The organism is Actinokineospora sp. NBRC 105648, assembly GCF_030269645.1.
GTDB lineage: Bacteria > Actinomycetota > Actinomycetes > Mycobacteriales > Pseudonocardiaceae > Actinokineospora.
Genome location: NZ_BSTR01000080.1, coordinates 1 through 19,923 on the forward strand (window position 1 = coordinate 1; position 19,923 = coordinate 19,923).

The window sequence follows — 19,923 nt, forward strand, 5'->3', positions numbered from 1 at the left end:
CGGGTAATCGTGGACCGATCCACCCCGAACCACGCGGCCAGCACGTCGTGTGTGACACCGTGACGAAGGTGCACCAGCGTGGCCAACAGACGATCGATGAACACCAACCGATACCTCGCCCCCGCACACGCGGCCGAGCCATCCGCCGCGCGTCTTGCCGCGCCTGCCAGACCGGGCCGACCTCGGCCACCAGATCAGCGATCACCTGGGCCGACAGGCCCGTCACCCGACGACTAGACACCACCGCTGCACGACCCACATCAAGATCATCTCGCGAGGCCCCCCCAACCATGCACGAGGTCGTTAGAGAAGCGCCAGGTCGACGGCCTCGGCCATCGCGCGGTTGCCCGCGTCGTTGGGGTGCAGCCGGTCGCCGCTGTCGTAGGCAGGTGGCAACGCGTCCGGGTCGGCCGGGTCGGCCACGGCCCGGTCGAAGTCCACCACGCCGTCGAACTCGCCGGAGGTCCGGATCCAGGTGTTGACCTGGCCGCGCACCTCCTCGCCGCGGGGCCGGTAGTAGTCCGATCCCTTGTACGGCATCAGGGTCCGCCCGCGGCTTGACCGATTCCCGTTGCTGGGCCGTCGATCTACTGTGGCCGCATGCAGTCACCGACCACGGGCACGGCCGCAGGCGCGCCGTTCACCGCCCTGCCACCGGCCAACGGCGGGGCCGCGGCGCTGATCGTCACCTGGCACATGATGGATCCGCCGCGGTCGAACGCCGCTTCGCCGCCGCGTTGCCGATGAACGACCTACCCGCGTGGCAGGTGCACCTCGGCATGCCCCATGTGCGGGGCGCGCATGGTGGACGGCAGCACAGACGCCATTGTGGAGCTGTTCAACGAGGACGCGCTGATGTCCTTCCTGCGCCCCTTCGTCCTGCAGGCGACGGCGGAGTTCCCGGAAGTGCTGGCCTCGCTGCGTGCGCGGCTGCCGGTCGACGACGGGCCGATCGGCGTGCTCGGCGGCTCGCTGGGCGGTGCCGTCGCGCTGCGGATCCTGACCAACACCGGGATCTCGGTCTTCGCGGGCGCCATCGTGAACGGGGCGATCCGGGTGCGGTCCGTCGTCGACCTGTTCCCGGGCGACTACACCTACGACACCGAGTCCGAGAAGGCCGCCGACAGCCTGGACTTCGTCGCGAAGGCGGGCACCGTCGCCGCACGCGCGCCGCTGCTGGTCGTCAGCGGAGAACTGGACCACCCGGCGCTGCGCGCCGACGACCCGCCGCCCACAGCGGATCCGCTCGCGATCGCCGTGACGACAACGGATCGGGAACGCGAACCCGAGTGGACGACTCGTCGCGACCACATCCCAGACCCCGGCGCGCGGGATCGTCGGGCGAGCGGTTCACCCGACCACGAGCGCCTGTCGAGGCGCGGTTCGCCCGACGCGGGCGACCGCCCCGACAACTAGTCAAGCAACTTGACTAGTTGTCGGGGCGCCGGCAACCTTCGAGGTGACAACCAGGAGGAGGTCCGCATGTCGTTCGTCAGTCACACGGTCGAGACCGCACCCGAGGGTTCCAAGCCCATGGTCGAGGGTGCGCGGAAGAAGTTCGGTTTCATCCCCTCGCCCGTCGCGCGGATCGCCGAGTCGCCGGAGCTGTTGGCGACGTTCATGGGCAACACCGCCGCGTTCGACCGGTCGTCGCTCGACGCGCTGCAGCGCGAGGTCGTCATCATGGCGATCGCGACCCGGGTGGAATGCCACTACTGCGTGGCGCTGCACTCGGCGACGATGACCCGCCAGTCGGTCGACGGGGAGGTCATCGGCGCGCTGCGCGAGGGCAAGCCGCTCGCCGACGCCAAGCTCGAGGCGCTGCGGCAGTTCACCACCGCGGTGCTCGCGACCAGCGGCGGGGTGTCCGAAGAGGACATGGACGCCTTCTTCGTCGCGGGCTACGACCAGCGCAACGCCCTGGACGTGGTGCTCGGCGTCGGCACGTACACGCTGTCCACGTTCGCCAATCGGTTGACCGGGGCCCCGCTCGACGCCCCGTTCGAGGCGCACCGCTGGGAGCCTCACCACACCGGGCGCAACGCCACCGCCTGACCGGACGCCGTGACGATCCGCTGGAGATCGGCGCGCAGGTGGTCGACCTGATCGGCTCCGATCAGGTCGACCCAGCGCGCCTCGATCTCGTTCCAGCGCCGCACCACGCTCGCCACGCAGGCCCAGCCGCGCGGCGCCAGCACGACCATCCTGCTGCGACGGTCGGTCGGGTGCGGCCTGCGCTCCACGTAGCCGCGCGCCTCGAGCTCGTCCACCAGTTGGACCGCGGCCTGCTTGGTCACCCCGAGGTGCACCCCCAGCTCGACCGCGGTCGCCCCCGCCTCGCGGTGCGAGAGGTACTGGAAGACGAACCCGTGCGCGGGCCGGACGTCGTCGAACCCCTCCGCGGCAAGGGACTCGTGCACCTGGTCCATGACGGTGCGGAACGCCATGGCCAACAAGGTGGGGATCTCGGCGGCCAACACCCCTCCTTTGGTCAAGTGCCCTCACTTTATGTGCCGCCCCGCCGATGCGCACCACCGGCTTGCCCCGTCTCGGATTCTGTTACGAGGATTGACAACCCGTGCGGCCTCGGCCCCTCCCGCACCCGCCCGCTGAAGCCCGTGCGCACCCGAGCGGCAACGGGGTGCCACACCGGCGCGAGAACGTACCGACCACCCAGTTGACCATGCCGCGCAGATGATCAAGAATCAGCTCTGAAGTGGACGACCAGCCGCTCCGTCGCCGCCCTGCGCGCCGCCAAGCAGATCCACCCGGTGGTCAAGACCCTGCAGGAGTAGGCCATCTGCCCGCGCGGACTCCACCTGCACTTCTTCCACTCCCCCAAAGCCATCCTCGGCACCAACGGCAAGGGTGAGGCAGGCGTTGACCCGGCGGCCGTCAACGTGCACGGTGCAGGCGCCGCACTCGCCCCGGTCGCAGCTTGGTCCCGGTGAGGCCGATGACCTCGCGCAGCGCGTCGAGCAGGGTCATCCACGGTTCGACGTTGAGGTGGTGACGCCGTTGACGCGGAGGGAGACCTCGGTCGTGACGGGTCTCGCCGGGGCGGTGCGGTTCTCGGTGACCTGCTTGGTCATCGTTCCTCCCTGCACGGCGGGGTCATTGTTTCGTCGGTCGGGGTAGGGAGTGCTGGTAGACGAGCGCGCCCAGCAGGGCGGCCGCGGCGCCGACCACGGGGATCCAGGGGAAGCCCGCAGTGGACAGCAGCACGCCGCCCGCGGCGGAGCCGAGCGAGGTGCCCAGGTACATGGAGAAGCTGTTCCAGGCCATGACCGAGCCGCTCGCCGTGGGGAAGGCGGCGACCAGCCGGGACTGGTAGGCGGGCAGGCACGGGTAGGCGGCCAGGGCGAACAGGCCCAGCGCGGCCAGCAGCAGCCAGGCGGGGGCGTGCAGGAGCAGGTCGACGGCCAGCAGGGTCGCGGCGATCAGGACCAGGCTGGTGGTGGCGACGACACGGGAGCCGAACCGGTCGGCCAGCCGTCCGCCACCGAGGCTACCCGCCACGCCACCCAGGCCGTAGACGATCAGGGCGGTGGCAACCGCCCCGGTGGACAGGCCCGCGATGTCCTCCCGACGACTCGGGTATCGTCTCGCCGCCTCAACCATCCGCCGGATCCTGCGCGGCCATCGAGTACCGCCACCCTCAGGCCGTGGTGACGCACGGCACACGTTCCTACGTGCCCAGACTGACGGCCTTCTCGCGATCGACTTCTTCCACGTCGACACGATCACACTCAAGCGTCTCTACGCGGCGTTCGTCATCGAGCACCACACTCGCCGTGTCCACCTGCTCGGCGTCACCGATCACCCGGAGCTTGGGCAACCCAACTGGCCCGCGACCACGCATCCGATCTTGTCGACACCGGCCAGTGTTTCACCCACCTGATCCACGACCGCGACGCCAAGTTCACCGCAGCATTCGACGCGGGTCTTCACCTCGATCGGCATCCACATGGTTCTCACCGCGCCGCAAGCACCTCGGATGAACGCGTTCGCAGAACGCTGGATCAGGTCGCTGCGACGCGAATGCACCGACCGGCTACTCATACCGGCCAAAGTCATCTTCAGCACGTACTGGGCGCCTACGTCGAGCACTACAACGCCAACAGCAGCCACCAGGGCCAAGGCATGAACCTACGAGCACCCGACGACGATCTGAATTGAATCCCCGGCCTATCCCGACCGACCGCATCACACGCACACAACGACTCGCGGGACTGCTCAACCAGTACCAGCAAGCCGCCTGAACCCGCAACTCACAGCCGGTCACAGCATTTTCGACCAGCACAGGCAGGCCCGCCGCTCTCAGCGCACGGAATAGGCGCGCACACAGTAGGGATCGGACGCGACTTCCCGAGACGCGAGTGATCCGGTCCCGGCAAGCTCGCGAATCCGCGCGGTAAGGAAACCGCCCGCGGCCACTACGAGCCCACCCTCGGCGGCGATGGGAACATCGTAGCCGCAGACCTCGCTCGTGCCGGGATCGCGAAAATAGACCCGGACGACCTCGGGGCTCTGCGCCAGGAATCCGACCGGATAGACGATCTGCGCCCCGACCTGGGGCGGCTGGTCGTCGAACCGGGTAAACGTTCCGCCGACCGCCCCGTAGATCGCCTCGCCCAGCCCGGCCGCGGGATCCTCACCACTGCCTGAGAACATCCGGGCGTCGACCACGCGAACCCCGCGCCCGTCGACGCCCCAGTTGGCTTCCGCACCGCCGGCGACTGCCTCCAGGACGAGCCTGATCGTAGCGACGTGACGGAAGTGGTTGATCTGCTGTCCACTGCCGTCCAGCAATAAGCAGTCGATCCCGATCGCCGTCGTCAAGTCATCGCCGTCGAAGACGAAGACCCGCGCAATTGTCGGTTGGGGACGCACCACTCCGCATACCGTATAAGCGGAACCGGACAGCGGCGTGGAGACGAACTCGGTCAAACGCTTGACCAACGTCCAATAGAGAATATCCGCCAGAGGCGAAGGAACCTGCTCGGTCCCTTCGCCTCGGCGTGGATCATCGGCCGACACAGAGCGAGTATACTACTCAGCCGTTCGCGTTGACAGCGTTAGGGCTGCGGTTCACGCCCACGCAGTACGCTGTGATCGTGCCGATGTATTGGCCGTCGAACGTGACGTGCGAGCCGTTGTCCGTGCTGAGCGCTAATTGCGTAACGGTGTGGATCTGGGCAATCGTGGTGGTTCCCGAGACCAGGTAGCCGTTGTACTCCGCGTGTGCGCCTTGGTCGACAGCGGGCCTGCTGCGGTACGCGGCCGTGAGGGCCTAAAGGAGTACAGGTTGTGGGGGGTGGCATAGTGCTCGTAGCCCCAGGCGGTCGTGCCGTGGCTGGTGAGGATCTTAGGGCGACGTACTCCTGCTCGGAAACCCGCCGCATCGTCGGCGCTTGCGGCGAGCCTGCAGGCGCGTCAGCACCCGCCGCGGGCGCGGCGGCAACCAGCGCCACGACGGCGATCAGGGTGGAAAGCGAAGTGCTTTCCCAAATCCTCCTCGGATGTGCGCAGGAGATCCAGGCGCGCGAAATCACTCGGCGCGCCTGACGCAGATCTCGGCCGCGCGCGAACGAAGCCTCCCAGTTTGTTTCCCCAGAGCGCCACGGCCGAAATCGACGCAAGCAGACGCCCGTCACTCGAACCACAATAGGCGGCTGCTGGGGCAGATGTGGAGCAAGCCCCTGCGAAGGGGACCACCCAAGGGGCCCAGATCGCACTCAGCTGCGATCAACGGTACACCCGACCAGAATATTCCATTTTCGCAGATCAACGGCATGATTGGTCCGTGCAGGCAGTGCACAACCCCACCCCTATAAGACCGTGTCCAACGTGGTGGTTGGTCGTTGGGGGGTCATGGGTTCTTGAGGGATCGTTTCCAGCAGAGCATCGCGACGGCCGGGTCGAGGAAGGCCAGGTGGTTGCGGGGGGCGTTCGTGGCGGGGTGTGAGGCGGCGGTAGCCGGTGAGCCAGGACATGGTGCCTTCGATGGCCCATCGGTGACGCCCCAGCCGTTGGGAGGACTCGATTCCGCAGCGGGCGATGCGCGCCAGGGTGCGGTGGCGGCGCAGCCAGTTCCGCAGGTCGGTGCTGTCGTATGCCTTGTCCGCGTGGAGTTTGCGGGGTTTCCAGTGCCGTCCGCGGTCAGGGTCGTGCCGCGACAGCAGGGCTGTGATCATCGGTTTCAGGCCGTCGACGTCCGGGGTGTTGCCACCTGAGACGGCGGTGACGAGAGGATGTGAGCCGAGTCGTGCAACACCCGCGAAACGTCGAGCAGGCCCGACACGCGCATCCTCGCCAGGATCTCCCGGTGCAAGCGGGCGAATACCCCGGCACGGGCCCAGATGGTGAACCGGCGGTGCACCGTCGACCTGGCGGCCCCGAAACACGGCGGCGACGCCCGCTACGCACACCTCGACACCAGCACGTACACGATCGCCGAGAACATGTCCTCATCCGCAATGTTCCGCGTCCCGCCACCCTGCGGGCGGACCCCCGAGGGCGGCAACAACGGCCGCACCACCTCCCACAACCCTTCCGGAACAATCCACGACCAACGACCCGCCACCACGTTGGACACGGTCTTAGGTTGCCCTTTTCCGCCCATGGAGCGTGGATGTGGCCGTGCCCAATTTCGCGGGCGCGGCCACATCACACTCTCCCTCTTTTGAGGAGGCGGCCATTCATGGCATGCGTTGAAGAACGCAAAGATGGTTTCCGGGTCCGCTATCGGCTCGACGATGGAACGGTGTACTCCGAGAACGGATTCGCGTCCCTGGACGCGGCCGAGGATCGGGCCGCGGACGTGGAGTCCGATCAACGCCGCCGACGGTTCACCGATCCCAGGTTGGCGGAGACGTTGATCGACGAGTGGATCCGGCGGTGGTCGCAGGCGCATGACGTGTCGCCGGTGACGTGGTCGACCTACGACTCGCACATCCGCAACCACATCCTGCCCCGCTGGTCCGGCACCACACTCGGCGCGATCGCGCGGATCGAGGCGAAGGGGTGGGTGAACAAGCGGTTGAAGCCGAACATGGCGCACAAGTCCGCCAAGGACATCCTCGTCCTGTTCTCCATGATCCTCGGCGAAGCCGTGGACGAGGGGCTGATCTCCGCAAACCCGTGCCGGAAGCTGAAGATCACCTTCAACGACCGGCCCGAACGCGGTACCGCGACCACCGACGAGGTCGACGCCCTCGCCTGCCGGATGCGGCAGGGCGCCGGGTTGATGACCATCGTCGCCGCCTACACCGGGATGCGGTGGGGTGAGCTGGCCGGGCTCCAGTGGATCCGGGTCTACCTCGACGACAACCCGCGTATCGAGATCGATCCCGACTTCGGGGCCCTGCACGAGATCAACGGCCGCCTGGAACTCGGGCCGCCCAAGACCCCGGCCAGTGTCCGGGTCGTGCACCTGCCGCCGTTCCTGGTGCGGCTGCTCCGCGACCACCGGGAACGCAACCCCGAGGCGCGGTTCGTGTTCACCGGCGCCCACGACGGACTCTGGCGCCGATCCAACTTCCGCCGCCGCTTCTGGCTACCCGCGCTGGCCGGAGACGCCGAGCTGGGGTGGGCGCCGCTGCTGGAGGGGATGCACTTTCATGACCTGCGCCACACCCACCAGACCTGGCTGATCGAGGACGACGTCCCCCGCGTCCTGCGGCTGGCCCGGCTCGGACACCGCCGCCGCGACACCGACGACGGCTACAGCCACGTCACCGATCGCATGGTCGAACGCATGTTGATCACTTTGGATCATCGTTGGGAGCAGGGTGCGAGCTGGACCTGGCCCGAAAACCACGCTGTACCAACGGAAGCGGCCTGACCCCTTCGGTACGGGGTATAGGGGTCAGATCACGCTGCTCCCCACGTGCTCCCCGAAACGATCAACGCCCCACCAACGTGACCCGTTGGCAGGGCGTTGACCTGCAAATATAACTAGTGGGCGATACTGGGATCGAACCAGTGACCCCTTCGGTGTGAACGAAGTGCTCTACCGCTGAGCTAATCGCCCGGTGCGGCGGTGGGCCGCATCGACAGGAAAGAGACTACAGGATGGTCTTGGTCAGCTGAAAATCGGGGACCCCAACCAGGGCCAGTCGATGCCCACCCAGCCGCCTACCAGGGCGAATCCGTTGAGGAGCCAGATGGTGGCCACCACGATCAGGGCGGTCAGCGCCAGCACCAGCAGGCGGACGAACAGGCTCTGCCGCTTGAGCCAGTCGGTCCACGCGTCGTACTTGCCGCGGGCGTAGGTGAGGGCCTTGTGCGCCCAGGTGAACTCGACGGCGAGGATGGCCAGCCCGGCGAACACCACGAGCCAGCCCGGGCCCGGGTACGGGATCAGCACGATCCCGGCCGCCAGCACCGCGCCACCGACCACGCCGACGCCCACCCGCCACACGAGGCGGGTCGTGGCGTTGCGATTCGCCCATTCGGGTCGCATCGAGCCTTTCTCACGTGTCTCGGCAGCCACTGCCCCACCACCTTCCTCGCCGGTCCCGACCATTGTCGCCCGGCCCGGGTCCACCGGCAGTACCAAGCACCTTGACCAGGCTGTGACCTGCGGGAAGGTGGCTCTTGCCACAGCAACGACCTACCTGCGCAGGTCAGCGCGGCATTGGCCCGTGAGCCATAAACCGGGAACGAACATTCGTACTCAAGGCGCTACCACCCAAGAAGAAAACCAGCCAGTATGGAAGAGCCAGGAGCAGGTTGGTCACCCTGCGAAACGGCACGACTGCCCTGCGCTGCGGGCAGTGGCCCGGATGGGTGATGTCCGCCCGTTCCGCGTCCCACTTGCGGCACGGTGGCGTCACATGGGTAGGACTCAGTCGTTTGGCTGGGAAGGGAGAAGAAGGGTAGCGACGATGCGAAACGATCACGTCACGCTGCGGTCGACCGCGGTGTTCGACCTCTTGGCGCCGAGGACCCCCGCGGTCCCGGTGAAGGTCGAGCTGCGCTACGACACGCGTGATCCGTACGCGGTGGTCGCGGCGTTCCGCACCGGCCGGGCGGGCTGGGTGGAGTGGGTCTTCGCCCGCGACCTGCTCGCCGACGGCCTCATCGCCGAGGCGGGCGACGGCGACGTCCGGATCCGGCCGGCCGTGGACGACCCCGAGGTCGTGGTGATTGAGCTCAGCTCCCCTTCCGGCCACGCCGTCTTCGAGGCCTCCGCCCAGGAGCTCGCCGACTTCCTCGACCGCACCTACGACGTCGTCGTGCCCGGCAACGAGCACCTGTGGGTCGACGTCGACGAGGCGCTCACGCACTTGATCTCCACCGACCTGACCTGAGCAAACACCGGTTCCCCGACCCCCGATTTGGAGCCGGGAACAGGCGTCCGATACAGTTCTTCTCGCACCACGGGGAACGGTTCGCGGCGAACCCAGTGGCTTGCGGACGTAGCGCAGCTGGTAGCGCATCACCTTGCCAAGGTGAGGGTCGCGGGTTCGAATCCCGTCGTCCGCTCGGAAGCGGTTCGGCCTCTGCGCCGGCCCCCCGGGGGCCATCCCTTCGGGAGCACGGTGGAGTGGCCGAGTGGCTTAGGCAAGGGCCTGCAAAGCCCTGTACGCGGGTTCGATTCCCGCCTCCACCTCAGGGGCGATTAGCTCAGTGGGAGAGCACTACCTTGACACGGTAGGGGTCACTGGTTCAATCCCAGTATCGCCCACCAGTTATATACACTGGTGACAAGCCCTGTCCCCCTTCATGGGGGGCAGGGCTTCAGTGATCAAATGGGGTCAAAATGGGGTCGCCCGGATTCTTACCGTGCTGGCCCCCACCCTTCAGCCGCGCGAACACCGGCTTCAGGTGCGGGAACCACGTTACTAATCGTGACTGCTCCTCCGTCGTCAACGCGACGAGACTCGAGTCCCACCGAGCCTCCAGCGCGTCGAGGATCTGCTTGCGCATCACCTCGGTCACGTGGTCGTAGGTTCGGCCGATCCCTTTCATCTTCTGCCCCAGCCGTGCCCGGCGAGCGACTTCGGGGACACCGTCCTCGGTGAGCCAGGTGGCGTGGGTGTGGCGGCCTTCGTGGAAGGTGAACCACGGCAGGATCGCCGAGACGTGACAAGCCGAGCCCGGGGCGTCGGGGTTCACGCCGTCCCACGTGGGACGCCAGAAGCGTTGCCGGAAGTTGGACCGCCGCCACGGTCGTCCCTCGGGGCTGGTGAAGGCGAACGCGTGCTGGTGGCTGTCCAGGAGCAGTTCGTAGAACACGGCGATGCTCGGCGGAAGTTCCACTCCCCGTGTCCCAGCTGGCGTCTTGGTCCGCCCGTTCCGGGCGGAGAGCCCGTGGCGCCGCCGAGTCGGTTGCGGTGATGGCACGGTGTCGACCAGCGCCGTGCCGTACTTCTTCAGTGTCCCTCCGACCTCCTTCAACGGTGCTTGGACACTGATCTCCTTCGTCTGCTCGTCGTACTCGTGCCGCTGCTGCCCGGCCAGCTCACCCCACCGGGCGCCGGTGTAGACGTCGAACAGGCAGAGGGTGAACCCACTGATCCCCAGGCTGCTCTCGTAGAGCCGCATCGCCGCTCGCCGGGGCACCTACAGCTAGACCGCGCAAGGGGAACAGTGCCTCGGCGTCCGAACGGGAGGCGTGTCGACGAGCTGGACGGCGTCACCTTCGAACACCTCGGAACCCGCCTTCGGCACCGTGGCGATCACGACACCGTACTGGAGATCGCCGTCGGACGGCACGAGCCCGAGGTCCGTCAGCATCCTCCTGGCCTCGGCGAGCGTGCGGCCGACGAGGTTCGGGACCACCACTGAACGGGCGCACACCCGCAGGATCACCTCGCGCACCTTCTCGACGTCGACCCCAGCGTCGGGAACTTGGCTGTGCACAACGCCTTTCGGGCACGTGCCGCTCGACGGCAGGTAGCTGATCCGGGTAGTCAGATGGAGCCGCGCCACGTCCTGCCTGGCCTCGGCGACCGGGCGTCCGACCAGCGAGGGAACCCGAATCGGGTCGTCGCGGACGATCTGGTTCACCAAAAGCCCGGCGGCGAGAACGGCCACCGCGAAGACGCCCGCACGCAGGACCGCCCCGCCCCAAAACCTGGAACGCGCCACGACAGCCCCGTCGGACGGCGTGTTCGGACCTGAGTGGACATCGTCGGCCGCGTGACCGGCGACGCTGGAAACCAACCGGTAGAACGCGGAGGCCTCCGGGTGGAAGGTCAGCTCCGCGGCGTGGAACCTTTGGTACACCTCGACAGCCGACTGCCACGCCCGTTCGATGTCCACCTCGGCCACATGGCCGACCACGGTCGCCCGGCACACGAAACCGTAGGTCAACACGATCGGCCGCCCCGCCGCGTCCAGCAGCGGGACTTCGACGTCCGCCCCGATGTCGGCGAGTGTCACCGGCCGCGTCCGGTACACCACCGAGCCGACGCCGTCGATTGTCCGCACTCCGGGACGGCCGCGCCGGGGCACGTGCTCGCCGACCGCGGCGATCAGCGCGCCGGAGTGCCCGCCGCGCAGGACGAAGTCCGGGACGAGCAGCAACCGGTACCCGGCGACCCGCCCGCGCGCGACCAGGAACGCCCAGCCCGCGTCCGCCTGCGGTGTCACCTCATGACCATGGTCAGGTCCGCTCCCGGGTACTTGTGCCGCAGGACGGTCACCATCTCGTCGAACTCCGCGATGACCGCGTTCCGCGCCCGGCCCTGCGCGTTCTCGACGAGCAGGTTGCGGCCCACCTGCCTGCGCCGGGCCAGCCAGTCCAGGAACATGTCGATCAGCCGGTCGTTGAGGACGTCCGCCCCGAGCACCACCCCGAGCGCCGCCCGCAGTGCCTCGCCCTCGGGGCTGTGCAGCAGCTGCTGGAACGACTTGGCCGCCCCGCCCGGGCGGTGGATCGTGCGGTGGCGGTCCAGCCGATCGCCCAGCTCGGCCCGCTGTCGTTCGGTGAGGATGGTCTCGACGTGGGCGAACAGGTCGGGGATCACCATGCACAGCGGGAACTCGACGTTCAGCGGGCTCAGCACGCCGTCGGCGCGCTTGGTGACCGCCCCGGTGGCCGGATCGATCACCGCGAATCGGCGGCCGACCGCGCTCACCGGGATCAGCCGGATGCTCTGCCTGCGTGTCCGGCACCGGTTGACCAGCCGGGAGACCGACTCTTGGTCGAGCAGCGCGCCGCGCACTCGGCGGAGCTGCTCGCGGTCGTCGTCCTCGGTGGGGGCGAGCAGGTCCCACCGGCTGACGATGAAGTAGATCGGGCAGCTGACGTCCAGCATGCTGTCGATCATCGGCAGGATCACGTGCCGGACATAGTGCTGCCCGTCCTCGACTCCGTCGAGGTACTGGCCGATCCGGAACGCGTCGACGACGCCGAAGACGGCGTCCGCCTCGTCGATCTTGGCGTCCAGCAGTTTCCTGGCGGGCCGCTGCTCGTCGGCGGCGTCGTGGGCCTGGTGGCCACCGTGAACCAGTTCGCCCGCGAAGTCGGTGATCTCAAACCGGGCGACCGGGTACTCGTTGCCCTCGACCAGCCCCATGCAGTCGAGCGTGAACGACTGCGTGGCACCGAGGCGGGTGGCCTCCGGCCAGTCCGCGCCGCGGCGGGCCACACGGTCCCACACCCGCGTGAGGTAGTTGCGCTGCTGGCCGTCGGGCGCGCTGAGCCGGAGCCCGTCGGGTTTGGTGCGGAAATGGTTGAACATGCTGGCCAGCAGGACGGTTTTGCCGGTCTCGGTCGCGCCGAGGGTGACCGTTCGGAAAACCGGCGGTTCCACGTCCACCACCTCTTTGCCGCGCGCGCGGCGAGCCGACCAGGTGAGACCCCCGAACACCGCGGACGCGGCCACGAGGACGCCACCGAGGAACAGGGGCTCATCGAACAAGGAGATCACAGACGCCCAGATCATCGGCACCAATCTTCCACGCCACCTGGTGAGCGCCACGGCGGACGGAATGCGCGCCCTGGAGTCAGGGCCTGCTCACCGGTCATCACGTCGCCCGACGGCAACGTCGCGTTACCGCCGATCCGAATGTGTCGAACAATCGCCAACCACGGCGGACAATCGTGCGATGGTGTCCCGGAACAATCGTCGGACGAATTCGTTGTTCTGTGTCTTGCGAAAGGGCGGCATCATCTGGCAAGTACGCCGCGGGAGATCCGCGGCGATGGGGGCCACCAGTTTCCGGGGCCTGCGGGGAGCGTTGGCGAGGCCGGGCGCGAGGTAGCCGCAGTCGCGGTCGAGGGCACGCAGCGTGGCCGTGACGACGGTCTCGGCGGTCATGTACCTGGCACCGATGGCGGCCTTGCGGCCGACCTCGACCGTGTCGAAGAACCGGGTCTCGGTAGGCCAGGGGCACACGCACAGGACGGTGGCGCGGCCCTTGAGCTGTACGGGGCGGGGGCCCGCCTCTGATCCGGTGGCGCCCGAAACCCGTTTACCGAAGGCATCGCCGCCGTGACCGGGACGGGCGTCCCGGTAGGCCAATTTGGTGATCGCGCGACTCGCTCTTCGGCCATTCCGGTGATTCCCGGACACGGTTTGCTCCGGAGTGAACCGATCCCCCTGACCGCCGTCCACTCTGTGCGTCACTGTGGCCCGCGGCAGAGGAGGTAGGCGTTGGGCGACCCAGTCTTCCGCGGACTCGACACGCTCCTGACAGTGTTGCGGACCCTGATGGACCGCCCCAGGGCGTTGCGTGCCGACCAGAAGCCGTACCCGAGCGAGCGCACGCGACGTGGCCACAGTTGGGAACGCGCGCTCCCCGTCATGTGCCTGATCGGCGGACAAGGCACGCGGTGGGCGAAGGCATTGGACGACCGCCTCGGACGAGCCTCGCCGCCGAAAGTCTTGTACGTCACGCTCGACGTCGACGAGGTCGCCCGGGACCAGCGGCCTGCCGAGGTGACGGCGGCGTCCTCGGACCCCGGGTCGGCCAGGCCCCGGGTCCTTCCACTGCTCACGGCGCTGTCCAAGCAGCTGGCCGCCGATCGGTTCGGCAACCAGAGGGTACGCGGGTTTCGAACCTTCCAGCTCGTCGAGTGGCTGGCCCGACAACCGGCGCGGACCAACGACACGGCGGACAGCCGGACCGCGCTTCTGCGCACATGGCACCGAGCCCGGTCCACCAGCGGCGCCGAGGCCACCGAGCCGATCCGGGTGACCGGGCCTGGGGGCGTCGTGTTCACGCCGAGCGCGATCGCGCGGTGGCTCCGCTTCCAGTGGTGGGTGCGGCTCGGCCGGGAGCGGTCCTGGCTGATGGGCCAACCGTTCCTCTTACCCGGCAACTCCGAGTCGTTCGCCGGATTCGCCGAGTGGCTGGTCGAGGCGAGCCACCGCGACGACGCCAGGGACGAGCTGGGGCTGCTGATGGTCCACGCGTTCCTCCAGGACCTGCGCCGGGAGTTCGGCACCGGAACCTGGCGCCTGCGACGCGGGCGGCGCACCGCGCACGTTCTGGTGCTGTTGACCGGTGTGTCGGAGCACAACGGCGGCTGGGACCTGCTTCGGCTGATCAACGATGTGCGCAACCGCTCCACCGAGCCCGACCCGGTACTCGTGGTCGCCACCGCCGAGGCGCTGCCTCCCGGGCGCGGAGCGGGCGAGGACATCGAACCCGTGCACCGGCTGCACAGCGTGCTCACGGACTGGGCGCGACGGCTGCCCGAACAGCGGCAGTTCCTGCACCGCGACGCCCGGTTCGTGGTGGTGCGGATGCCCCCCGCCGACGACGGGCCCGAGGAGGACAGGGACGACTCCGGCTGGACCGAGGTCGGTCACCCACGACCCCGCCCGGTGCCGAGGCTCATCCGCAAGGTGACGACCCGGCTGGCAAGTCTGGTCTTGGTCGCGGGACTGCTCGTCGGGATCGGTTTGTGGATCGTGCCGCGGTGGATCGGCGACTGCCTTCCCCAGACCCACACCGGTGTGAGCACCCGGCTGGTCGAGACCGCGGGCGGACGGGAATGTGTCGGCTACAGCGATCGGGCCAGTCAGCTGTTCGGCGACAGCAGCCGTCTGCGCGCCGTGCAGCGGGCGGTGTTCGAGATGAACGAGCTGGCCGGACGCCTGCACGCGGAGTCCGCGGCCCGACCGCTGATCAGCGTCGTGTACTTCGCCGAACTCACCAAGCCCGACGGGCAGCTCGGGGCCGACGACTCCACTGTTGAGCAGCTGACCGGCCTGCTGCTGCTGCAAGGCGAGGTCAACCGGCGCAGCGACCACGCCGCGCCCCTGCTGCGGGTGGTCATCGCCAACGCGGGGTTCAACATGCGCCAGGCTCGGACCGCGGTCGACCTGCTGCTGCCGTTGCTGGCCCGGGATTCGACGATCGTGGGCGTGGTGGGGATGGGCCGGACGGTCGACCCGGTGGAAGACGCCATCACCGCGCTCGGCGACGTCGGCGTGCCGGTTGTCGGTACCACGCTGACCGGTGTCGGCTTGACCGAGCGCTCGCCCCTCTACTTCCAGGTCACACCCGACAACCACCAACAGGCGGCCCTGGTCAAGCGGTACGCCGACCAGGCGGGCAAGGAACTCTCGGTCTACCAGCCGACGAACGTCGAAAGCGACGGGTACCTGCTGTCACTCCGAGACGAGATGGCCAAGCTGGTGCGCCGGGAAGCGTTCCACCCGTGGACCGAGGTCAGCCGGAGCACGCCGGTGTGCGGCACAGACCAGATCGCGTTCTACGCGGGCAGGCAGGTCGACTTCGACAGGTTCCTCGACCGGGTGCTGGACGTGTGCGGCCGCGCCCTGCCGGTGATCATCGGGGACGACACCGTGGCCCGCTTCGTCGCCCAGCACGAGAAGCGCGGCAACGCCAAGTACAGCGGCAAGTCCATCCTCTACGTCTCGCTGGGTCCGGTGACGGTTCTCCAGAACCGCACCTGTTTCCCTGAGAACACGGAGCCGCTCACGCCGCTGTGCGCGGACATGCACGACCTGGTGAACGGCGCCGACGTGTACGGCGAGGCAGGTCGTGAGTTCGGCCGCGACCTGCGTGAGCGGCCGCAGTCCTGGATCGGTGAGCGCGTCGGGCTCAGCTACGACGCCGCCGGGGTGCTCCTTCAGGCCGCCACGGCTTCCCGGGTCTCACATCGAGCCGCAGTGGCGCAGGAACTGCGCGAGACAGCCTGCACTCTGCCCGCCACCACGACTCGCAACTGCTACGAGGGCGCCTCCGGCCCGGTCGACCTGTCCAGATTCCGCGACGGTCGTGATCGGCCGTTGGCACTGCTGCTCTTGGCGGACGTGCATAACACCGCTCAAGCCCCGCAGTGCGCGTTGCTGGTCAGCGCCGACCAAAACCTGTGCCGATGAAACGAACCCACGCTCACGGAGCCGCGATGGATCAGTCCGATATGGAGTGTTTGACGGCACCGTGGGTGAAGGCGGTGGATTCGGGGCCTCGGTGCGGCCGGGTAGCAGTCATACGGTGCTCAGACGTCATGCACCGCGACACCGGTGAACGAGGGCAGCACCCCGGCGGCGTCCATCGCGACCCTGCCGCGCTTGTCGTGCACGGCGATCAGCGAGTACTTCCCGGTCGAGGCGGAGTGCACCAGCCGTAGTTTTCCCTCGACCCGCAACCCGGTCTCATCGAAATGCGCCACCTCGGATCCGCCGATCCGCTCCCGGACCACGTCGAGGAACCCGGACAGGCCGGTCGCGGCGCGCCGCGTCATCGACGCGACGGCACCCGGCGAGACTGCGGCGCCGAACAACCCGGCCAACGCCTGCGCGGTGTGCTGGTTGGACAGAAACTGCCGGACATACAGATAAACCACGATCGCGGTGACCCGAGGCCCGTACTGCGCCGGGGCGACCACCCCATCGGGCGCAGCGGCACACGTGACGACTCCACAAGTGCACTGCCGCGTGACGAGCTGTGTTCGGTGACCCGCACGGTGATCGGCGGCAGATCGAACACCTGGCGACGTTCCACGCCAACCAGTGGCGCATCGACCAGTCCACCGCCACATCCGCCGCAACCCACAGGTTCGTGACGAACGATCTCATCCGGCACCGCGACCTGCGCCAACGTCGGCCCCGGATGCGCGAACCACCACCAGGCTTGCGACCGCCCTCGCCACGCAACGACTTCGGCCCGGGCTTGACGAACGGCGAATCCGACGACGGCGGCTTCGAAGAGTTCGACGAGTTCTGTCCCAACCGCCGTTTCAACTCGGCGACCTCGGAACGCAACTGCGTGATCACCGCCACCTGACTCGCGACCAGGGCAGCAAGCCCGTCATACGACAGACGCCCATCCCCGGCCTGCACCCCAAGATCATCCCGCCCGACGGGCAAGCCCAACAAATGACCTGCCCAGTTACGTCCAAGCGAGCTTTGTAGCCGACCACGTGTAACGAATGGATGCCGACCTTGCAGGTGGCAGGCAACGCTGCGACCCGCACCCCGCGTTGGTGTGTCGATAGTGACAGTGACGTCAGGGGGACGATCGTCAAACATGGACGCACATAAGCTCGGAAATCGAACATATATTCGAGGTCCTGTCCTGCATCCCATGAACGATCTTCATGAAGTCGCTGGCGGCGTGACAAACCCCGCGTCCTCGACCATCCACACGAGCGCACGGGAGACGGCGGTAGAGACCTCGGCTGGCGGCAGACCCAGTGCCGCGGTCACTCCGACCGACATGGTTCGCGGTCCCGCACTCCGAGGCGTCCCGAGAAGCGACAAGTCGACCATCTGCAGTACAGGGACCGACTCATGTTGACCAGAAATGCCGATCCGTTCGTTCTGGATGTGGAACTCCAATCGCGGAGCTCCTGCTGGGGGAACAGTCAGCGGTTCTTCGACGGCAGCCAGGAGTAGTTCACCCATGGCCATCTGCCACGCGTGAACGTAGAAGTCTGTCACTTCCGCGAACGTCAGACGCAGCGTCAAGGTGTCCACAGGAAGCGATGCTGATGCCGCCAGCGCGGTGAAGTCGACGCGTAGGTCGACAACGCTGAGCACTTCGACATCCCGACCGTCCGGGACTGTTAGCCGCAAGCACAGCGAAATGCAGGGGCTACCATCGGTGTTGTCGGCCATGATCTGGTATGCAGCGAACCTGCTGTTGTTGTGGCCGTCAGGGGGTCCGATCTCCCGCCAGGAGCCGTCTCGGGGCCTCAGGCCATACCGCTTGGCCAGCGCATGAAAGAACACAGCAATCTGCGTGGCGTCAACGGCGGTGAGCATGCGTGCTCGGCCGGTGCCCGTGATCCGCCACGTCTTCGCGTACAGCGGTATCCGGGCAGCGACCCGGATCCTGAGATCGCGTTGGTCAGTGAAACTTGACCAGACGTCGCGGTCCTTGGAGGCGTCGCTGTCCAACGCGGTCTCGGTCTGCCATACGACTGGACCGCTGGATGGCCGGAGAAGCCGCCCGTGTTCAGCGCGTCCCCACCGTCCGCCGACCAGGTCGACCACTTCCGCATCGGAACCGATGTAGCCACCTTGAGAAGGGTTCGCTGAGACCGGGAAGCCGACGCCGGTTGAACCTCCGTGAACGACTCCGGCGCCGATCGCCGCGATGTCGTTCCACACCGCCGTCGACACCGCCACGGCCGCTTTGCCGTAGAGCGCGCACAGAACCGACGGCTCCCCACGCGGTCCTCCAGCGAAGTGCTGCAACCACCCCAGGTCCAACTCCTGGACCTTGCCGAGCGCGCGCCCGAGCACCTCAAGGCCTCCTGCGGCCTGGTAGGCAGCGTGAAATGCAGCCTCTTGACCAGGTTCACCAGGTCGAAGGTTCGCCGTCAGTGTCGAGGTTGTCAGGTTCTTGAGCACACCTGAGACGATCTCGTTCGCCACGGACAGGCTGGCAACCGCTTGACGGACGTCGGGGTACACCCCGAGCAGGTGGCAGATCTGCGCGTCGTCCCAGATCTGCCATCCTCGAAGTCCCAACTCTCCGACGCGGTGGTCGATGTATGTGATCAACGACTGCACCGCGGTGTCACTCGCGGGAACCTGGAGGTTGGTGGCGAAGATAAGGTAGTCCGGCCGCTCGTCCTCGGTGCGCTGCGACCAACGGTCGAGGTCCACCTCGATCCGGCGCTTGAGCCTACTGGGTGCACTTCCTGCTCGACTGACCGACGAGAAATGCAAGGCTTGCATGACGATATAGCCGTCCCACGGGGCGGTCGGAGTCGGAAACCCGTCCGCGCGGCCGTGGAGCCATGCGTCCCGACCACCATGTGGCCCAGGACCGACGTGGAATTCGGTTCCTCGACCCAGTACGTGAACACTTAGTGCTTGACATACCTTCTCGAAGCTGTCCCAGTTGAGCTGGCTCAGCTTGTAGTGGAGGAAGATGCGTTGAACCTGTTCATCAGACAACCTTCGATCATCTGCCCCATCGACCTGATGGCACTTCCACACGAGAAGTTCTTCAGTGGGATAGGCCGAATCGTGGTCATCGACTGGCTTGTGGTGCACTCCACAAAGGAGCAGTAGGTTTTCCTCTTCGTCGATGAGGCTCTGCGGATAGGCTGCGTCGTACCGAGGGCCGTTCGGCTTCTCAGACCGGATGTGAGCGATCTCGGCGATGACGGTCAGGCGAGACCGGTGTTCCAGGATCAGTGGGTTGTCACAGGCCGGGTACGCACACCGCTGAGCACGGCCGAACAGCAACTTGACCGTCTGCTGCGAGTAGGAGTGAGACACACTTCGAGCCTATTACACCGGCGGAGGCCCAGGGGAATTTCAAAGTTTGTGATCTTCGTGTGAAGTCCGTTGCCGATCCCGGCCGGTCCTGGTGTTCGGACGTAGAGGGTGGCCTCTGGCCTGCGTAGAGGGTGGCCTCTGGCCTGCGATGATGTTGGTTCTCACGCCACGATCATCACTGGACAAGAGGCCACCGTTGTCAGTGTCGCATGCCCCGGATTCGTGTTCGCTGATCACCGGTCGGCCCGAT

General features: G+C 67.3%; 20 protein-coding genes, 4 tRNA genes and 3 pseudogenes. 10 read left to right on the forward strand and 17 right to left on the reverse strand.

The features are described 5' to 3' along the window. Together QSK30_RS37070 and QSK30_RS35550 are read right to left on the reverse strand one after the other, a co-directional pair. The coding region (locus tag QSK30_RS37070) for a helix-turn-helix domain-containing protein (RefSeq protein WP_352231678.1) at positions 1-104 on the reverse strand (104 nt) is incomplete at its 3' end. 199 nt (positions 105-303) lie between these two features. Further along, a pseudogene (locus tag QSK30_RS35550) lies at positions 304-552 on the reverse strand (GDSL-type esterase/lipase family protein); the annotation flags it as partial. Between the two features lie 48 nt (positions 553-600). Here QSK30_RS35550 and QSK30_RS35555 point away from each other — a divergent pair. From QSK30_RS35555 to QSK30_RS35565, 3 genes are all read left to right on the forward strand, one after another. Further along, complete coding sequence (locus QSK30_RS35555; protein ID WP_285509817.1) at positions 601-747, forward strand: hypothetical protein; 147 nt, start codon at positions 601-603, stop codon at positions 745-747. Between the two features lie 54 nt (positions 748-801). Further along, positions 802-1,416: an alpha/beta hydrolase family protein gene (locus QSK30_RS35560; RefSeq protein ID WP_285509818.1), complete on the forward strand. Its 615-nt coding sequence runs from the start codon at positions 802-804 to the stop codon at positions 1,414-1,416. Positions 1,417-1,482: 66 nt separating this feature from the next. Further along, on the forward strand, positions 1,483-2,055 hold the full coding sequence (locus tag QSK30_RS35565) for a carboxymuconolactone decarboxylase family protein (RefSeq protein WP_285509819.1): 573 nt from the start codon (positions 1,483-1,485) through the stop codon (positions 2,053-2,055). Here QSK30_RS35565 and QSK30_RS35570 read toward each other — a convergent pair. The 6 genes and pseudogenes from QSK30_RS35570 to QSK30_RS35600 all read right to left on the reverse strand — a co-directional run bounded on the left by QSK30_RS35570 (position 2,025) and on the right by QSK30_RS35600 (position 6,625). Further along, positions 2,025-2,480, reverse strand: a complete 456-nt coding sequence (locus QSK30_RS35570) for a MarR family winged helix-turn-helix transcriptional regulator (RefSeq protein ID WP_285509832.1) — start codon at positions 2,478-2,480, stop codon at positions 2,025-2,027. The two genes, QSK30_RS35565 and QSK30_RS35570, sit on opposite strands and share 31 nt — an antisense overlap. Positions 2,481-3,114: 634 nt before the next feature. Beyond that, positions 3,115-3,621, reverse strand: coding sequence for an MFS transporter (locus QSK30_RS35580; RefSeq protein WP_285509820.1), 507 nt, complete (start codon positions 3,619-3,621; stop codon positions 3,115-3,117). A gap of 67 nt (positions 3,622-3,688) precedes the next feature. Then, positions 3,689-3,823 (reverse strand): hypothetical protein, encoded by a 135-nt coding sequence (locus tag QSK30_RS35585; protein WP_285509821.1) that lies wholly within the window; start codon positions 3,821-3,823, stop codon positions 3,689-3,691. Beyond that, positions 3,820-4,140 (reverse strand): hypothetical protein, encoded by a 321-nt coding sequence (locus QSK30_RS35590; protein WP_285509822.1) that lies wholly within the window; start codon positions 4,138-4,140, stop codon positions 3,820-3,822. The genes QSK30_RS35585 and QSK30_RS35590 overlap by 4 nt, the downstream gene beginning before the upstream one ends. Positions 4,141-4,320: 180 nt before the next feature. Continuing rightward, on the reverse strand, positions 4,321-5,040 hold the full coding sequence (locus QSK30_RS35595; RefSeq protein WP_285509823.1) for a hypothetical protein: 720 nt from the start codon (positions 5,038-5,040) through the stop codon (positions 4,321-4,323). An 832-nt stretch (positions 5,041-5,872) separates the two neighbouring features. Then, positions 5,873-6,625, reverse strand: a pseudogene (locus tag QSK30_RS35600) (transposase). A 141-nt stretch (positions 6,626-6,766) separates the two neighbouring features. Here QSK30_RS35600 and QSK30_RS35605 point away from each other — a divergent pair. Beyond that, a complete protein-coding gene (locus QSK30_RS35605; RefSeq protein ID WP_285509824.1) occupies positions 6,767-7,846 on the forward strand; it encodes a tyrosine-type recombinase/integrase in 1,080 nt (359 codons plus the stop codon). Between the two features lie 117 nt (positions 7,847-7,963). On the opposite strand, the gene QSK30_RS35610 is transcribed toward QSK30_RS35605, so the two are convergent. Both QSK30_RS35610 and QSK30_RS35615 read right to left on the reverse strand, forming a co-directional pair. Next, positions 7,964-8,035 (reverse strand) — tRNA-Val (locus QSK30_RS35610). Between the two features lie 51 nt (positions 8,036-8,086). Further along, a complete protein-coding gene (locus QSK30_RS35615) occupies positions 8,087-8,467 on the reverse strand; it encodes a TIGR02611 family protein (protein WP_285509825.1) in 381 nt (126 codons plus the stop codon). Between the two features lie 424 nt (positions 8,468-8,891). Here QSK30_RS35615 and QSK30_RS35620 point away from each other — a divergent pair, with 424 nt between their 5' ends. From QSK30_RS35620 to QSK30_RS35635, 4 genes are all read left to right on the forward strand, one after another. Beyond that, on the forward strand, positions 8,892-9,317 hold the full coding sequence (locus QSK30_RS35620) for an SsgA family sporulation/cell division regulator (RefSeq protein WP_018687187.1): 426 nt from the start codon (positions 8,892-8,894) through the stop codon (positions 9,315-9,317). A gap of 102 nt (positions 9,318-9,419) precedes the next feature. After that, a tRNA-Gly gene (locus QSK30_RS35625) sits at positions 9,420-9,492 on the forward strand. Positions 9,493-9,547: 55 nt separating this feature from the next. Beyond that, positions 9,548-9,619: transfer RNA gene (locus tag QSK30_RS35630), tRNA-Cys, on the forward strand. Positions 9,620-9,622: 3 nt separating this feature from the next. Further along, positions 9,623-9,697, forward strand: a tRNA-Val gene (locus QSK30_RS35635). A gap of 50 nt (positions 9,698-9,747) precedes the next feature. Here the strand turns inward: QSK30_RS35635 and QSK30_RS35640 are convergent. The 4 genes from QSK30_RS35640 to QSK30_RS35655 all read right to left on the reverse strand — a co-directional run bounded on the left by QSK30_RS35640 (position 9,748) and on the right by QSK30_RS35655 (position 13,481). After that, the gene (locus QSK30_RS35640) at positions 9,748-10,554 is read right to left on the reverse strand and encodes a site-specific integrase (protein ID WP_285509826.1); all 807 of its coding nucleotides are present in this window, start codon (positions 10,552-10,554) and stop codon (positions 9,748-9,750) included. A 24-nt stretch (positions 10,555-10,578) separates the two neighbouring features. Further along, positions 10,579-11,604: a PASTA domain-containing protein gene (locus QSK30_RS35645; RefSeq protein ID WP_285509827.1), complete on the reverse strand. Its 1,026-nt coding sequence runs from the start codon at positions 11,602-11,604 to the stop codon at positions 10,579-10,581. Continuing rightward, positions 11,601-12,902 (reverse strand): hypothetical protein, encoded by a 1,302-nt coding sequence (locus QSK30_RS35650; protein ID WP_285509828.1) that lies wholly within the window; start codon positions 12,900-12,902, stop codon positions 11,601-11,603. The genes QSK30_RS35645 and QSK30_RS35650 overlap by 4 nt, the downstream gene beginning before the upstream one ends. A gap of 108 nt (positions 12,903-13,010) precedes the next feature. Next, positions 13,011-13,481 carry an SDR family oxidoreductase gene (locus QSK30_RS35655; protein ID WP_285509829.1) on the reverse strand — a complete coding sequence of 157 codons (471 nt, stop codon included), beginning with the start codon at positions 13,479-13,481 and terminating at the stop codon, positions 13,011-13,013. A 132-nt stretch (positions 13,482-13,613) separates the two neighbouring features. Here QSK30_RS35655 and QSK30_RS35660 point away from each other — a divergent pair, with 132 nt between their 5' ends. After that, positions 13,614-16,316: a type 1 periplasmic-binding domain-containing protein gene (locus QSK30_RS35660; RefSeq protein ID WP_285509830.1), complete on the forward strand. Its 2,703-nt coding sequence runs from the start codon at positions 13,614-13,616 to the stop codon at positions 16,314-16,316. Between the two features lie 119 nt (positions 16,317-16,435). Here QSK30_RS35660 and QSK30_RS37235 read toward each other — a convergent pair whose 3' ends face one another. After that, the gene (locus QSK30_RS37235) at positions 16,436-16,978 is read right to left on the reverse strand and encodes an IS66 family transposase (RefSeq protein WP_502871934.1); all 543 of its coding nucleotides are present in this window, start codon (positions 16,976-16,978) and stop codon (positions 16,436-16,438) included. Here QSK30_RS37235 and QSK30_RS37240 point away from each other — a divergent pair. Beyond that, a complete protein-coding gene (locus QSK30_RS37240) occupies positions 16,885-17,223 on the forward strand; it encodes a hypothetical protein (RefSeq protein WP_502871935.1) in 339 nt (112 codons plus the stop codon). The genes QSK30_RS37235 and QSK30_RS37240 overlap by 94 nt on opposite strands. Here the strand turns inward: QSK30_RS37240 and QSK30_RS37245 are convergent. Continuing rightward, a pseudogene (locus tag QSK30_RS37245) lies at positions 17,121-17,525 on the reverse strand (DUF6444 domain-containing protein); the annotation flags it as partial. The gene QSK30_RS37240 and the pseudogene QSK30_RS37245 overlap by 103 nt on opposite strands. A gap of 9 nt (positions 17,526-17,534) precedes the next feature. Continuing rightward, entirely contained in the window at positions 17,535-19,673 is a 2,139-nt protein-coding gene (locus tag QSK30_RS35680; RefSeq protein WP_285509831.1) for an immunoglobulin domain-containing protein, read from the reverse strand. Positions 19,674-19,923 lie beyond the last annotated feature (250 nt).